This window comes from Erysipelothrix piscisicarius, assembly GCF_003931795.1.
Taxonomy (GTDB): Bacteria; Bacillota_I; Bacilli_A; order Erysipelotrichales; family Erysipelotrichaceae; genus Erysipelothrix; species Erysipelothrix piscisicarius.
Genome location: NZ_CP034234.1, coordinates 1,175,393 through 1,191,064, shown reverse-complemented (window position 1 = coordinate 1,191,064; position 15,672 = coordinate 1,175,393). Strand labels below are relative to the sequence as shown.

General features: G+C 36.5%; 13 protein-coding genes and 1 pseudogene. 10 read left to right on the top strand and 4 right to left on the bottom strand.

The features are described from left to right. Positions 1–8 precede the first annotated feature (8 nt). The 5 genes from EEI45_RS05960 to EEI45_RS05940 all read left to right on the top strand — a co-directional run bounded on the left by EEI45_RS05960 (position 9) and on the right by EEI45_RS05940 (position 4,407). Positions 9–974 carry a type II secretion system F family protein gene (locus EEI45_RS05960; RefSeq protein WP_228410251.1) on the top strand — a complete coding sequence of 322 codons (966 nt, stop codon included), beginning with the start codon at positions 9–11 and terminating at the stop codon, positions 972–974. Beyond that, positions 928–1,239 carry a DUF192 domain-containing protein gene (locus EEI45_RS05955; RefSeq protein ID WP_125164523.1) on the top strand — a complete coding sequence of 104 codons (312 nt, stop codon included), beginning with the start codon at positions 928–930 and terminating at the stop codon, positions 1,237–1,239. Before EEI45_RS05960 ends, EEI45_RS05955 begins: the two co-directional genes overlap by 47 nt. A gap of 1 nt (position 1,240) precedes the next feature. Then, positions 1,241–3,073: a hypothetical protein gene (locus tag EEI45_RS05950; RefSeq protein WP_125164522.1), complete on the top strand. Its 1,833-nt coding sequence runs from the start codon at positions 1,241–1,243 to the stop codon at positions 3,071–3,073. Positions 3,074–3,183: 110 nt separating this feature from the next. Then, a complete protein-coding gene (locus tag EEI45_RS05945; protein ID WP_181950053.1) occupies positions 3,184–3,558 on the top strand; it encodes a helix-turn-helix domain-containing protein in 375 nt (124 codons plus the stop codon). 342 nt (positions 3,559–3,900) lie between these two features. Then, complete coding sequence (locus tag EEI45_RS05940; RefSeq protein WP_228410250.1) at positions 3,901–4,407, top strand: DDE-type integrase/transposase/recombinase; 507 nt, start codon at positions 3,901–3,903, stop codon at positions 4,405–4,407. A 56-nt stretch (positions 4,408–4,463) separates the two neighbouring features. Here EEI45_RS05940 and EEI45_RS05935 read toward each other — a convergent pair whose 3' ends face one another. Beyond that, entirely contained in the window at positions 4,464–6,536 is a 2,073-nt protein-coding gene (locus EEI45_RS05935) for a glutamine synthetase III (RefSeq protein ID WP_125164521.1), read from the bottom strand. 279 nt (positions 6,537–6,815) lie between these two features. Here EEI45_RS05935 and EEI45_RS05930 point away from each other — a divergent pair, with 279 nt between their 5' ends. The 5 genes from EEI45_RS05930 (at position 6,816) to EEI45_RS05915 (ending at position 12,188) form a co-directional block, all read left to right on the top strand. Then, positions 6,816–7,193 (top strand): cytidine/deoxycytidylate deaminase family protein, encoded by a 378-nt coding sequence (locus EEI45_RS05930; RefSeq protein ID WP_125164520.1) that lies wholly within the window; start codon positions 6,816–6,818, stop codon positions 7,191–7,193. Positions 7,194–7,360: 167 nt separating this feature from the next. Beyond that, positions 7,361–7,948, top strand: a complete 588-nt coding sequence (locus EEI45_RS05925) for a TetR/AcrR family transcriptional regulator (protein ID WP_125164519.1) — start codon at positions 7,361–7,363, stop codon at positions 7,946–7,948. A 4-nt stretch (positions 7,949–7,952) separates the two neighbouring features. Continuing rightward, complete coding sequence (locus EEI45_RS09365; protein ID WP_228410249.1) at positions 7,953–9,266, top strand: efflux RND transporter permease subunit; 1,314 nt, start codon at positions 7,953–7,955, stop codon at positions 9,264–9,266. 200 nt (positions 9,267–9,466) lie between these two features. Further along, positions 9,467–10,054 (top strand): MMPL family transporter, encoded by a 588-nt coding sequence (locus EEI45_RS09360; protein ID WP_228410576.1) that lies wholly within the window; start codon positions 9,467–9,469, stop codon positions 10,052–10,054. Continuing rightward, positions 10,044–12,188, top strand: coding sequence for a hypothetical protein (locus EEI45_RS05915; protein WP_125164518.1), 2,145 nt, complete (start codon positions 10,044–10,046; stop codon positions 12,186–12,188). Before EEI45_RS09360 ends, EEI45_RS05915 begins: the two co-directional genes overlap by 11 nt. Positions 12,189–12,212: 24 nt before the next feature. Here EEI45_RS05915 and brnQ read toward each other — a convergent pair. From brnQ to EEI45_RS05900, 3 genes and pseudogenes are all read right to left on the bottom strand, one after another. After that, positions 12,213–13,499, bottom strand: a pseudogene (gene brnQ / locus EEI45_RS05910) (branched-chain amino acid transport system II carrier protein). A 63-nt stretch (positions 13,500–13,562) separates the two neighbouring features. After that, positions 13,563–14,075 carry a hypothetical protein gene (locus EEI45_RS05905; protein WP_125164517.1) on the bottom strand — a complete coding sequence of 171 codons (513 nt, stop codon included), beginning with the start codon at positions 14,073–14,075 and terminating at the stop codon, positions 13,563–13,565. 323 nt (positions 14,076–14,398) lie between these two features. After that, entirely contained in the window at positions 14,399–15,646 is a 1,248-nt protein-coding gene (locus EEI45_RS05900) for a competence/damage-inducible protein A (protein WP_125164516.1), read from the bottom strand. Positions 15,647–15,672 lie beyond the last annotated feature (26 nt).

Sequence of the window (15,672 nt, the reverse complement as noted above, 5' to 3'; positions counted from 1 at the left end):
AGGAATTCATGATAAAAGCTATTACGGGAGCAATCTTTGCGTATGTCTTCGTAGATTTCGTAATGAGTGTATTAACAGGTAAAGCACTTGTGATTAAAAAGCGACTCGACGAAACAAAGAATTCAAGTACACAAAAACATGGTTCTGATGACATTTTAGATAAAACGTTCCAAGAACGTTTCTTACAACCTATTGTTGATAAATTGGTTCATGCCGTATCAACAATGTTACCGGTTAAAGCAGAATCGCAGCTAAAACTCGCAGATCGTTTGCTTAAAGCGGGAATTACCACCGACCCAAAAGATTATCGGGCAATGAACGTAATCATTATTGTCGGTTTTGGGGTGGTAGGACTTTATTTCGCAATTACATCCCATCAACGCGGATTTTCTCGAATTATGTATATGTTGATGGGAATGGCTGGTGGATACGTATATCGTCGTTATTCACTAGAGGGAAAGATAACAAAACGTAAAAAAGTTATCAAAGGACAATTGCCTGAAGTTATGGATATTTTAAGTGTTTCGGTTGTTGCTGGTTTGAGTTTTGACCAAGCACTCGGACATGTTACAACCAAAGCTGAAGGACCGTTGATTGATGAGTTTCGTATATGTCAGCGTGAAATTATGTTGGGGAAACCTCGTAAAGAGGCATTAAACCGACTATCCGAACGAACTGAAATTGAAGAGGTAAAAGCCTTTACCAACGCAATCATTCAAGCGGACGAACTTGGGATCTCACTTCAAAATGTATTGATGAGTCAATCGCAAATGATTCGTACTTCACATCGTCAAGATGTTGAAGAGCGTGCTGCGAAAATTCCAGTTAAGATTTTGATTCCAATGGTGCTCTTTATTTTCCTGTTATCTTTATTATTCTGCTCGGTCCTGCTGTGCCGACGATTATTGAAGCATTGGGAGGCCGCTAATGATAAAAAACCTCGAGATTGCATCAAACTTTGGAACACGTTTTAAAGGTTTGATGTTAAGAAAAGAAATCAATGAAGATCAAGGGATGTTATTTCTTCATTGTGCTCGTGTTCACACTTGTTTTATGAAGTTTGACATTTGCGTAATCTACTTAGATAAAGACTTTAATATTATTGACCATGAAATAATAAAACCTTGGCGTCTGGGTAGAAAAGTAAAGGGTGCACGTCATCTAATTGAAGCGTCACCTGAAATTGTAACGTCACTAAGTGATATTACATTCCATGAATTAATTATGAAGGAGGGATAAGATGAACGATTTTTTTGATATGAGTTTTGGTGATGATTCAAAATCAAACGACTTTGCCATGCCGACATTTGATGCGTCAAATGACATCGAGGATGATGAAGATGATGAGCTCGAAGAATCATCAAATAAATTCAAAAAGACACTTTTCGGAGGCTATACACGCGGTAGTGTAGAAGCATATGTAGAACAAATTGAACAGAGTGTTTCACAAATGCAAGGAAACCTCGAATTTCAAATTAAAGAAATGTTGCTTGAAAAAGCGTCACTTTCACAAGAAAACGCATTACTTAAATCACAATTTACCGATGCGGAATCGAAAATGATTGAAATTGAAGAAGAGTACAAACGCATTAAAGGTTTAAATGAAGAATTAGCTGAGAATATTAAACATCAAGAACAACAATTCTCAACTGAATTAAATCAATATAAAGCCGTTAGTGGAGAATTACAAGAAGAGTTAGATAAAATATCTTCTCACTATCAATCACTCCAGGAACAGTTAGAACGTGCACATGGTGAAGTATCCGTTTTAACCCAACAAGTGAAAGAAAATGAAGAAGAGAATATCAAAGTTGAACAATATCTTGATCAACTTGAAGCAAGTCTTCAAGAAAAGAACCGTGCACTTGAAGAAAGTGTTCGTCTTTTAAAACAAAAAGAAATTGAACTTGAGACAAGCAATGCGGAAGTCCATGAATTACGTGAGCAAATGTTAGTTATGGAAACAAAACTGGCTGAAAAAGATTCAGAAATTGCGCGTACCATGAAAATTTTAGAAGAGTATCAAGCTCAAGAAGAAAACTTTATGGCTTTAATCGATCAAAAAGAAGATATGATTCTTGAACGCAATAATGCACTACAAGAAGCTGCTCGTATGGTCGAATCACTTGAAACGCAACGCGAAGCATTTGAAGCCCGACTCATGGATCAACAAGGTACTATTGATGAGCAACAGGAATCAATTGAACATACACAAAATGTCCTTGATGAGAAAGAAGAGGAAATTAAGACTCTTGAAGCCAAAATCCAAGAACTTAATGATGCTGTGGAAGCGATGAACAATCAAGATGATTTGGCAGTTGAAACATTAACCAATGAAGTTGAATTTTTAACTAAAAAACTTGAACTGATGACATCTGAAAAAGATGAGACCGTAATGTTGTTGCAAGAAAAAATTCAAAATTTAACACAACAACTTGAACAAGTTCAATTACAACCAAATATTATGCAACGTGTAGAAGATATCCGTACACAATATGATCAATTACTGCAAAAGAAAGATATGATCATTAATCGTTTGGAAGCAGAAGTAAACAATGCTCCATCTTTTACATTCGATCAAGAACGTGCACTTTTAAAACAAGAAATTGCACAATTGCAAGAAGAACTTAAGCAAGAAATGATTGACAAATATCAGGTTCGTAAAGGATTGAACGATGAGGTGCGTCGTCTTAAAGAACGATTAGATACACAAACGTTTCAAGGGCAACCCAGACAAGACTTTGAACGGATTATCGATGAAAAAGACACCCAAATCAATCAACTCTTTCAGAAACTACAGAATATGCAAAAAGAAATGGAAGCATTAATGGGACGTGTTAATTTTACAAACCCATCTCATGATGCCTTGCAAGAACGGACTCGTATTCAACATATGAATATTCAAGATCCTGTTGTTGATCCGATCGCAAACTTTGCACCAACTCCAAAGGTTACTGAAACTACTGCAACTAAGAATGACTTTGAAGAAGAGATTGCTCGAATTTATAAGCAAATTGAAGCTCAAAGAGAAACGTTAGATGCATTTATGGATCATTATAAGTACAATTCATAATAAGAAAAAGGTATTCAAATTGTGGAGTAGTAAACTAAAAGTAGACAAGTAAAAAAGACTTGTCTACTTTTTTGTGTAATAATAAAATCAGAGATAAAACGGAGGTATTAATGATGGGAAGACCCAAAGGTGGATTAAATAATAAATGGACTTATGAGGATCGTATTAAAGTCGTTACACGTCATATTGATGAACATATAAGTGCTGCGAAACTATCACAAGAAACAGGAATACCGAAAGGAACGATTAATGGTTGGATTGATCGATTCATGCGTGATGGTAAAGAGGGTTTAAAAAACAAGAAAAAGACAGGAAATCATTTTTCTGCGCTTCATACGAGTAAATCATTAACTGAGATCGAACGACTTCAACTCGAAATTCTAAAACGAGATATTGAGATTGCACGATTAAAAAAAGGGTACCAGGTGAAAGGAGTTGGTGTAAACAAGGAGTTCGTTACTTTAAAAGACAAGAATTCCAAATAGCACATGACTTATCTTTTAAACATCCGATTACGTTCATTCTTAGATTTATGAATTTGAACCGATCTGGTTATTACAAGTGGTTAAAGCATAAGAATGATCTCAATATTTATGAACAAAAGAGCGATTCTTAGCTTTGTGATTAAAGACTGGCATCGCCGTTTTCAAGTTATGGTTATCATGATATCGCTGCAGTCATGAGAAAGTAAAGTGATTTAGGATTGAATTTTCCGATAATTTAATCCACAAGTGTTGCAAGTTTTAAATATTAAATCAAAAGTGAAACACTATTCCTATAAAACCTGGAACACAAAGTCGAATTTATCCTAATATTATAAAGAATCAATGGAGGCAACCAAACCTTTAGAAATTATTGTTTCAGATATGACACATATTCGAAACAAAGGGATTAATTATGAATGGACTTTAATGGTTGATACCTTTAACAATGAAATTATCAGTTCTGCATTATCACGTACAACTGGTGATCCTAAGCCTTACTACAAGTGTCTCGAGGATCTCCTTGCGCTACTTAAGGATAATAAAAACAGCTCCACGATTCTTCACACAGATCAAGGAGCTGTCTACCACTCTAAAGCTTTCGCTAAAGCGCATGAAAATTATAACATAATTAGATCTATGTCGCGAGCTGGAACACCTACAGATAATCCAATTATCGAATCATTAAATGGATGGATTAAAGCAGAAATGGCGTGTGATTATCAATACTGGTCCGTAGATAACTTTGAAAATTTTATCGAAGAATATGTACATTATTTCAATTTTGAAAGACCTGCTTACTGTTTAAATTACAAAACCCCTATCCAATATAAAATGGATAAGGGTTTCTAGTCTTTTATTAATGTCTACTTTTGTTTGACAACTCCAAAATTGAATACCTTTTTTTGTTAAAGTTCAAACAGTAATTGGGTGTAGGTAGGGAAGGGATAATGCGATTTCGCGATGACTCGTTCCATTTGATCAACAAGGGTTCGTATCGTCTCAAATTCTGGTCGAATTTGATGATGCATTGCGTATGCCTTTTCTTCTAAATCTGTGATTTCATGAACAAATAGTATTTTGTCTTCAAGCGTTATTATGGCCGCATCCAGAGCGTCAAGATTTGATTCAAGGTTTGTGATTTGACGCTGGATATAACTGCTTTGACTGTCTGAGGTTGATAGGTGATTAATAGCGGTGACAATTGCAGGCATAATATCTTGTTTTACCATCTTAAGTAATGTGTTTGCTTCGGTGTTGATGGTTTTGATAAAGCGTGTCTGCACGATGATGGTACGCGCTTCTAATTCACGCTCACTTAGAACATCCGTATTTTTAAATAGCGCAATTGTATTGGGATAGAGCATTGAAGCGATAGAATCTACATAGTGCTCAAGATTTGGTAACCCACGTTGTAATGCCTCTTCTTTCCAATTATCGTGATAAGCATCGCCATCAAAAATAATTCGATGGTGAGCCTTAATGATCCGCTGACAGTGTCCAAGGGCATGTTCACGAATATCTTGAATATACTTGAATTGTTCTAAGTCATTCGCAATACGTTCAAGCGATTCAGCCATAATTGAACACAATACAGTATTCACAAAAGCACTACAAATCGAGGAACCAGGCATTCTAAACTCAAACTTATTTCCAGTAAATGCAAAAGGGGACGTACGGTTACGATCAGAGTAATCTTTCGTTACAGCGCTCAGTGTTGTAAGAGGAGTAAAATATTGAACTTCTTTTTCAATATTAATTTTCTTTGAGGTGGCCAATTGCTTAAATATTTCCTCAAGAACAGAACCTACAAAGAGTGAAATTATTGCGGGTGGTGCTTCGGATGCGCCGAGACGATGATCATTTCCTGCAGAGGAGGCTGCAAAGCGTAGTAATTCTGCGTGCGAGTCAACTGCCTCCACAAGCGCACATACGAATACAAGGAAACGAATATTTTCATGAGGACGCTCTCCAGGTTCAAAGAGATTATGCCCGGTATTGGTTACCAACGACCAGTTATTATGTTTACCTGAACCATTGATATTTTTGAATGGTTTTTCATGTAAAAGTGCAGATAAATGATGCTTTTTGGCAACACGTTGCAATGTTTCCATAACAATCATGTTTTGATCGAGCGCAATGTTTGCTTTATCAAAGTGGGTTACAATTTCAAATTGAGCTGGAGCAACTTCATTATGTTCTACTTTACTATAGACACCTAATTTCCAAAGTTCATCATTCACATCTTCCATATAATGAACTACATTTGAAGGAATATTCCCATAGTAGTGTCCCACTAAATCCTGACCTTTCGGAGCATTTTCGCCTAAAAGTGTACGTCCAGTAAATATTAAGTCTTCGCGTTTTTCAAAATGCTTCGCATTGACCAAAAAATATTCTTGTTCAAGTCCAATCATGGCATCAACACTTGTAACACTTTTATCACCTAAGAGATTGACGATACGTGTGGCTTGCTTACTTAAGGCCTCCATGGATTTTAAAAGAGGGGCTTTCTCATCTAAAGATTCACCGTGATAGGAAATAAAAATTGAAGGGATAAACAGAACATGACCTCGGATAAATGCGGTTGAGGTTACATCCCAATAGGTATAGCCACGCGCTTCAAATGTTTGTCTTAAACCGCCATTTGGAAACGATGATCCATCCGTTTCGCCTTTAATTAATGTTTTGCCAGAGAATCGCGTAATTGGCTTACCATTTCGATCCGGTTCGATGAAGGCATCATGTTTCTCAGCGCTCGATCCGGTCATGGGATGAAACCAATGCGAATAATGAGTTGCCCCATGCTCCAATGCCCAGACTTTCATCGCATGAGCAATGGCTTCGGCATTTGCCATATCCATTTTCGCTTTATATTGGATTGCACTCAGCCAACGTTCAAAAACAGGACGTGGTAAATATTCACTCATCACATCTTTTGTGAAGAGTTTACATCCAAAATCTTCGTAAGGTTTCTTCATTGTATTTCTCCTTTTTTCTTGTCAAATATAAAATATTTTGGGGTGAATGTAAAGATTTTTTTTAGTTTGTTGGGTTATTTTAAAAAAAAATGGAAAATTCATAAAATTTTTGGAGTTTTTAGTAAGGAATTGAAAACGAATTATTTTAATGTATATTTAATAAAAAGTTTAAAATAATTTACAAACTCATGGATTTTAAAATGTATATTTATTTTAACAAAAGCACTTTTAATTGTGTAATTGTTGTGATAGAATTACGAAGAAATAGGAGAGATAAGTATGAAATACAGTGAATTAATTGAAATCGCACTACAAAATTCAAGATGTGTAGCGCTATCCGACAACGCATCATTAGATGGTGAGTCTACTGCAATGCTATCAAAAGATGGAACCGTATTTACCGGAATATCAGTACAAAGTGTAACTCAGGCAGGTTGCAATTCAGGCGTGAGTGCCATTGCTGAAGCTTTAAAGTCCGGTCAATCACATTTTATTAAGATGGTGACCGTAAACAGCAAGGGCGATATTATTGCACCTTCAGGTCAGACACGTGACTTGCTTGCACAAATCAATTCTGAAAATAAACAATGCGAGATCATGGTTTCTAAAGATCACTTAGTTATTCTTGATCAACTTTTGCCTTACACAGCATGTTAACACGGGAAACCGTGTTTTTTTATTGCGCGAATAATGCGATAATAGATTGAGAGAAAATAAAAACGATACAATCAAATTAAATAAGTTGACCAATGGTCAGTTTGGCGTTAAACTAGAAAACGGCTGACATAATGACCAACGGTCAGTTTGTATCGAAGGAGGGAAATATGGTATCTAAACTTGAGAAAAACAAGTTACTTAAAGAAAACAAGTTGTATAACGCAGCGTATGATTTATTTACAAGTCATGGTATTAATGAAACATTAATCAGCGATATTGCAAAGCATGCAGGTGTTGGCAAAGGAACGTTTTATCTTTATTTCAAAGATAAGTATGATATTTTAGATCGCATTATCTTTAAAAAAAGCTCCGATGTCTTAGTCTATGCAGTGAATGAAACACACTTAAATGTATTTGAACATTTTGAAGATGAAGTAATCTTCTTTATAAACGTGATTCTTGATTTTTTAGAAAAAGATCGTTTACTGCTTAAGCTTATTCATAAGAATTTATCATGGGGGGTTCTTAAAAGAGCAAAAGAAGACTATGAAGAGATTAACCTAATCTATCATATGTTTACGAAAGGCCTAAAAGATGTAGGGATATCCGATGCGGAAATCGATCATACGATTTACATCGTAATCGAACTTACCGGTTCGATTGCGTATAATACAATCATTCTTGAGGAACCTTCAAGTTTAGAAACCATGAAACCTTTCCTGTTTGATACCATAAAACGTATTATTAGGAGATGATTTCGTGAAGAAAGGTTTTACCCAAGCGTTTGGAGATGCAATTGCAAAACATCGCAAAATAATTTTAATCATTGCGACCTTGTTATTGATCCCATCGCTTTACGGCACAGTTTCTACGAAGATAAATTATGATATTTTAACTTATCTTCCCAAAGATTCTGAGTCGGTTAAAGGTCAAGAAATATTAGACCGAGAATTTGGTGGTGCTTCTACAGGAATGTTAGTCATAGAAAATATGACAAACAAAGATGTCGTAAAGACCAAAGAAAAAATTAAAATGGTTAAGGGTGTTGAAGATGTTATTTGGGTTGACGATCTCGTAGATACATCAGTTCCCTCAACAATGCTACCGGAAGATGTTCAATCCTTGTTATTCCGTGAAAACTCAACATTACTGATCGTTAAGTTTGAAGAAGGAAACGCAGCACCGCTTACCCATGAAGCAATTGGTGAGATACGATCAATGCTTGATGACCATTCATTTCTGAGTGGGATGTCGGCATTACTTAAAGACACGAAGGAGCTTGCTGATGCTCAAACACCCATTTATGTGGGACTTGCAGTTCTACTTGCTACTTTAGTGGTTGCAATGACGTTAGAGTCAACAATTATACCCTTTATTATTCTATTAAGTATAGGCTATGCAATCGCATATAACTTTGGAACAAACGTGATATTTGGTCAAATATCATATATAACCAAATCCTTAGCCGCAGTACTTCAATTGGGCGTTACTTTGGATTATTCAATTTTCTTATTGCATCGTTATGAAGAAGAATTACGTAAAAATCCAAATAAAGAACACGCAATGGGTTCTGCAAACGCTTCAACCGCATCGTCAATTGTAGGGAGTTCGTTAACAACCGTTGCAGGATTTTTAGCTATCGGTGCTATGAATCTAACCATTGGTAAAGATATTGGATTTGTAATGGCTAAAGGTGTTGTCTTAGGTGTTTTATCTGTATTGACAGTCTTACCTTCATTAATTCTTATCTTCGATGGTCCGATTCATAAATGGCGCCATCGCACCATATTACCAGAATTTGATCATTTATCTAAATTGGTAACACGTCATGCGAAAACCTTTGTATTAATTGGTGCAATCCTTTTTGTACCGGCATACATTGGCCAAAGTAATAATGATGTTTACTATAACCTTGATGAATCTTTACCTAAAGATATGACATCCATGGTTGCACTTACAACACTTAAAGATGATTATAATATGCAAACAACACATTTCGCTGTTATTCCGAATACGGTTCCTGATTTCGAAATCACCCGAATGATTAGAAATCGAAGCGTTAGATGGCATTGAAAATGTTATTTCATATCAAAATATGTAGGACCAACAATCCCAGAATCATTCTTACCAGAAAAGTTGTTTCAATCTTTGAAAAGGTGATTACAAACGTTTAATTATTAATTCTTCATTTAAATCCGCTACGGATGAAGAAAATCAACAAATTGAAGCAATTTCTTCAATTATGAAACGTTACGATGACAACGCATTATTAACTGAGAAGGGTATTAACGAAAGACCTCATTGATATTGCGGACGAAGACTTTGCTCGTGTTAATACGCTAAGCTTTGCGGCAGTATTTATCATTATTGCCCTTGTCTTTATGTCTGTATCGATTCCGGTTCTTCTAATCGCCGCAATTATGCTTGCCATCTTTATCAACATGAGTGTTCCATTCTATATGGGATCATCAATACCTTTTATCGCCGGTATTGTAATTGGTTCTATCCAATTAGGTGCTACAGTCGATTACGCCATACTGCTTACTACGCGATTTAAAGAAGAGTGTGGAAATGGTTTAGAAAAACATGATGCGATGGAAATCGCTGTTAAAGAGTCTGCTAAGTCAATTACAACAAGCGGATTAGCGTTTTTCGGTTCAACAGTTGGCGTCGCTATGATTTCGGAGATGGAACTGGTATCAAGTTTAAGTGGCATGATTGCACGCGGTGCGATCATTTCTACGCTGGTTATTTTATTTATCCTTCCGGGTATTTTACTTGGCTGTGAAGGCATTATTAGTAAAACAACACGCGGATGGATCAAACGTAATAAAGGAGATGTAAGAACGAATGAAGACTAAAAATTCAATCCGTGCACTCAGTGGAGCAATTGCGATAATTATGGTTGCAGTTATACCAGTTAGTGCAGATGAACCCATAAAAAAAGATGAAACTGTATTTGTAAATTTAGATAGTGATGGTCGGGTCCTCCATAAAGTATCGAGTGTACACTTGCATTCAGATAAAGCACTAAAAACAGTAACGGATCAATCCAATCTAAAAAATATTGTAAATGTTAAAACAGATGATCAACCGGGAATTGCTGGAAATACAGTACTTTGGAATACCGATCAAAAAGATGTGTATTATCAAGGTGATCTTGAACAAGCTCTACCAATTGAGACAACCATACACTATACCTTAGATGGTAAAACGGTTCGTCCTGAAGAAATTCTAGGACAAAGTGGTCGATTGAAAATTTTAATTGACATTAAAAATAACGATCCACGCACTATTAAATTAAAAAATGGAGGTACTAAGAACGGTTATGCACCTTATTTGGTTGCAACGGTCATGAACTTATCATCAGACGTCTTTAAAGATGTTACTGTGAATACAGGTAAGTTAATTCAAGATGGAAACAATCAAATCGCAACCTTTGCAGTGCTTCCAGGGATGAAAGAGAATTTAGGTATTACTAAAGACTTATTTGGTCTTGATAACCATATTGAAGTCCAAGCGAATGTTGTAGATTTCGAAATGAGTCCAATTGTTTTTACCGCAACTTCAAACATTCCTGATTTAGATGCATTAGAGCATTTCGATCGTGTTGACGATATCGCAAGAAGCATTGATACATTAAAAGATGCTGCCAACCAACTTGCTGATGGAACACAACAATTATCGGAGGGTTCAAATCAATTAAATAGTAGTATTACTGACTATGTAAATGCAGTTGGTAAGATTAACGATGGATCGCATGAACTTTCATCTGGAGCAGGTGTTTTCTTCGATGGAATCTATCGCAGTTCAGTTGGTGCACAATCCCTTGCTGACAATACCTCGCTGTTTGGTGAAAAAGCTGCACAGTTAAGTCATGGGTACATGGCTTTAAGTGAAGGTGTGACACAGTATGCGTCAAAAGCAACACAGTTAAGTGATGGTTTTGTTAAGGCTTCTGAAGCATTGAAACCAGTTAAAGATTCAGTTTCAAAACTCAATTCAGGTATGGCCCAAATTGATGCAGGAACACAACAACTTACCGAAGGCACTGATCAAGTTGTCACCGGTGTAACGGGAGTTCAAGGTGCTAATACAATGGGATTAAATCAAATTAATCAATCTACACAAACCATTGCATCATTGAAAGATCAAATATCTGTACTTGAAAAGGCAATTGCACTCATTCCAGAAGAAAAAGACCGTACAGAAATTCAACAAGAATACGAAGCACTCGTTAAAACGGTTCATGCCCTTGAACAATCGAATGCAGCTGTAAATTCAATTTATGGCCAAATCGACTCACAACTTCCAAAACTTGTAGAGGGTAGTGAAGCCGTGAAACAAGGACTTGAAACTGTGAATACAAATCAAAAAGCTGTTTTAACGGGTCTTGGCCAACTGGACAACGGTTTGGAACAATTTGAGAATGTTTCGATGTTACTGAATGAAAACGCAAAAAAACTTAACGAAGGCGCTATGGTTCTTGATGCTAAATCAAAAGAGGCGTTTGAAGGAAGTAAGCTTTTATTGGAAGGATCATCAAAACTTGCTTCAGGTGCTACGGAATTATCCAATGGAATGAACCAACTTAATGATGGATCAAGTTCTGTCAAAGAAGGTCTCGATGCACTTGCAAGTGGAACCACTCAGGCATATGTAGCCGGCTCTCAACTTGAATCAGGATCCTCAAAACTGGCTGAAGGTTCAATGGAATTAAACAACAAGGTTTCTGAAGGCCTCGCTGAAGCTAAGTCACATGATGAAATAAGTCTTGATGATTTAACTCGCGTGCTGGATGTGAAAGATGGGCTTATTGAAATTGCTGAAAGCAACACAACAATAAGTGGCCTTGGCTCCGATATGGAAGGAAGTTCGAAAATGATTATGAGAACTGAAGCCATAAAAAAAGAGAAAGAAACGAAAGTAATTGAAGAAACAGTCAAAGAACATAAAGGATTCTTTGCATGGGTCAAAGAAAAGATCGGCAAATAAAAAAAACGACTTCGGTCGTTTTTTTTACGCCTCAATTTGAGTGAGGTTTGCATAAAGCGTCGTGACAATTGCAATGATAATTCCAGGAATTACCCATGATAATTTAAGTTGATGTAAAGGAAGTTCACTTACAATTTTAAAGAATGTATTCTGAGCATGGTTAATGCTTGACATAACGCTTATACTTCCGACAACAAGGGTTGTAATTTTAAAGGTTATATCCGGGATGTTCCCAATCAATGTAAGGAGTATCAATGTAATCGCAATTGGATAGATTGCACTCAGTATTGGTGAACTGATGGCTAATATTTGATTGAGTCCGAAGTTTCCAATTACTAAACTTATACTCGAAAGTAAAACGACAAATTTTTCATAATTGAGAATTTTGAGTAGCTCTGAGAAATATTTACTGCATGAGGTAATGAGACCGACACAGGTTGTTAAGCATGCAAGGGTAAAGATAATCCCAAGTACAATGGGTCCATAAGTGCCATAGGCGGCATATGACACCGCAATGAGTACTCCCGCACCGTTTGTGGCATTGGGTAAACTTGGTGCGATATGAGAGCCTAAAAGCGCTAAAAGGATGTATACAAGAAATAATAAAACTGCGGCAATTGCTCCAACACGATATGTTGTTTTGCGAATAACTTTTTTGTCTGTAACCCCGAAATCACGAATAATCATCGAAAGGACAAGCCCAACGGTAAGCGACCCAATCGCATCCATCGTCATATATCCGTCGACAAAGGCCGCGGTTGCAGGATGGAGACGATAAGGATCTTGCGGTGGGAGGATAATTTGCGTATGATTTGAAAAAATTAAAATCGAAGTAAGCACTAAAAGACTCAAAAGAATCGGTGTTAGAACTTTTCCCATGCGATCCACCAATTTACTTGGTTTCATTGACAACCAACCAGCTAGACCAAAGAATACAAGCGTATAAACAAACATACCAATTCCTAAATGCGACTCAGCCAACATCGGTTTTATTGCGATTTCAAAAGGCATTGTACCCGCACGCGGGATCGCTAAGCCGGGGCCTATTGATATATAGATGACAACTGTAAAAGCTGTAGCGAAGTAAGGATGAACCTTGATCCGATTGATAAAATCCTTCTGCTTTCGCAACTGCACAGATTCCTAAAAGGTTAAAATACTGCAGACAAAGCAAAGAAAAATCGATATCGGAAGGTTGTATCCCGATTGGTAACCGATCATGGATGGGAAAATAAGGTTTCCCGCTCCAAAAAACATGGAAAAAACAGTAATACCGAGAGAGAGAATCTCAAGGCGTGATAATTTATTCATAACAGACCCCAATTTCTAGAATTTTAGTTTATAGCGTGAAGATGGATTTTAAGTGAAATTAACTTAATTACCGAGAATATGGTCGAAGTTTTTTTCAAATAAAGTTATTTGGTAGTCTATCGTATTATAGGTAATTAAAGGACTGGTATTATTCGTCTTATTCTTAATAAGGTCACTCAATTCAATCAAGTGATTGTGATGATCCCGAATTAATTGTGCCATACGGTCAGTGCTTTTGAGTTCATCATTGAGGTAGTTCTGTTGACAGACCATATCTCCATGACTTCGCGATTTAAATCGAATGGATTTATTTAAAGAGGCAATCAGTACATCTTTATGGTCTGTTAAACGAAACGATCTTAAAAATGTGCGATGATAATTGTCTTTATAAAAGGTTCCATCTTGATTGAGAATAACGTAAGATCCAGTATGCGTTAAAATGAGTTGAGATTCCAATTCATTACCGCATTTATAAAAACGTGTGTGTTTCATAAATGGATTTAAAGATGAATACATAAACAAACCAATACACACCGATATTAATAGAAAGTAGGTTATGAGATTCTTTTTATTCATAATATTGATCCCCCGCTCATGCACTATAATAAGGATTATACACTGTTTTATTGATTAATGGATATCTTTCGCTTTGATTTGAATTTTTCTGTTGAATGAAGGTGTTGTTTATGAATTTTGAATTGTGGTCTCGGGACCTTAAATCGATTTAAGTTTTAGTTAAGGTGATATTAAGAATTAGATTTTATTATTATCTTTGTCGAACGGTCTGGGGGGAAATGTATGCCCGATACATTGGACCGAAAAATATATTCGCACTTCTCCTTGAATATATTTCGACATGAAAACGATGTAGCCTTTTGTCGTTTAGCTACATCGTTTTTTTATTTGTTTTTAACTTCGTCTAAAATCAATTTCAAAGCATGGTTCGTTGCCATTTCTTGAATATGAATGCGCTCATTCGCATGATTTCGTCCTAATTGTAATCTTTTAACAGATACACGTTCCGCAGTGGCTATAGCCACATAAACCAAACCAACAGGTTTTTCATCAGAACCGCCTGTTGGTCCAGCGATGCCGGTTATCCCAACTCCAAGATCCGATTCAGCCAATAATCGAACGTTTGTGGCCATTTGTGCTGCCACTTCAGGTGAAACAGCACCCACGGTTTCAAAATACGCTTGAGGTATGTTTAAAATTTTATGTTTTTGTTCATTTGAGTATGTTGTCACACCTAAATTAAATACTTGGGAGCTCCCGGATACACGCGTTATTCGAGTACTGATTAACCCACCGGTACAACTTTCTGCAGTTGCAACCGTCATATTTTTACTTGCAAGTAAGGGAACGATCACCGATTCCAAAGCGGGAATATCAGTACTGTAATAAAAATCGTAGAATAAGTCTTTTATTTCTTCAAGAACTGGTTTAATGAGTGCATCTGCTTCTTGGTAGATTTTGCCACTGGCTGTAACACGCAACATCACACTACCATCCGCTACATAGGGGGCGATGGTAGTGTTTTGATAATCGATCATTTTATCTTTTAAAATCGATTCAACTTTTGATTCCCCAATTCCAAATAAATAGAGTTTATGAGATACAAGTACTAAGTTAGTCTTTTGGCTTAGATAATCGTTCACAGATGTTTCAAACATCATCGTCATTTCACGGGGTGGACCGGGCAACATTATCACGGTATGATTCTTAGTTTCAATGCAAACTCCAGGAGCTGTACCGCATAAATTTTCAAAAACATGGGCACCTTGTGGAATCATTGCTTGCTTGATATTATTTTCGGTCATTGATCTGCCAGTGGTTTTAAAATATGCTTCAAGTTTGTTCATTGAAGGTTGATGAAGGGTAAGGGGGCGTTCTAAGACCTCTGCAATCACTTCTTTGGTTAAGTCATCATAAGTCGGACCCAATCCTCCAGTGAAAATAATGAGTTCGCTTCGTTTCAACGCCTCTTTAAACGTCTCTTCCAGACGGTTTGGATTATCACCAACAACACTTTGGTGATAACAAAAGATTCCATTGCTTGCAAGTTGTTGCGCGATGTATGTCGCATTTGTATTCACAACATCCCCTAACAACAATTCCGTTCCTACACAAATAATTTCTGCTTTCATAATTCAGCTCCATTCTTTTAATATCA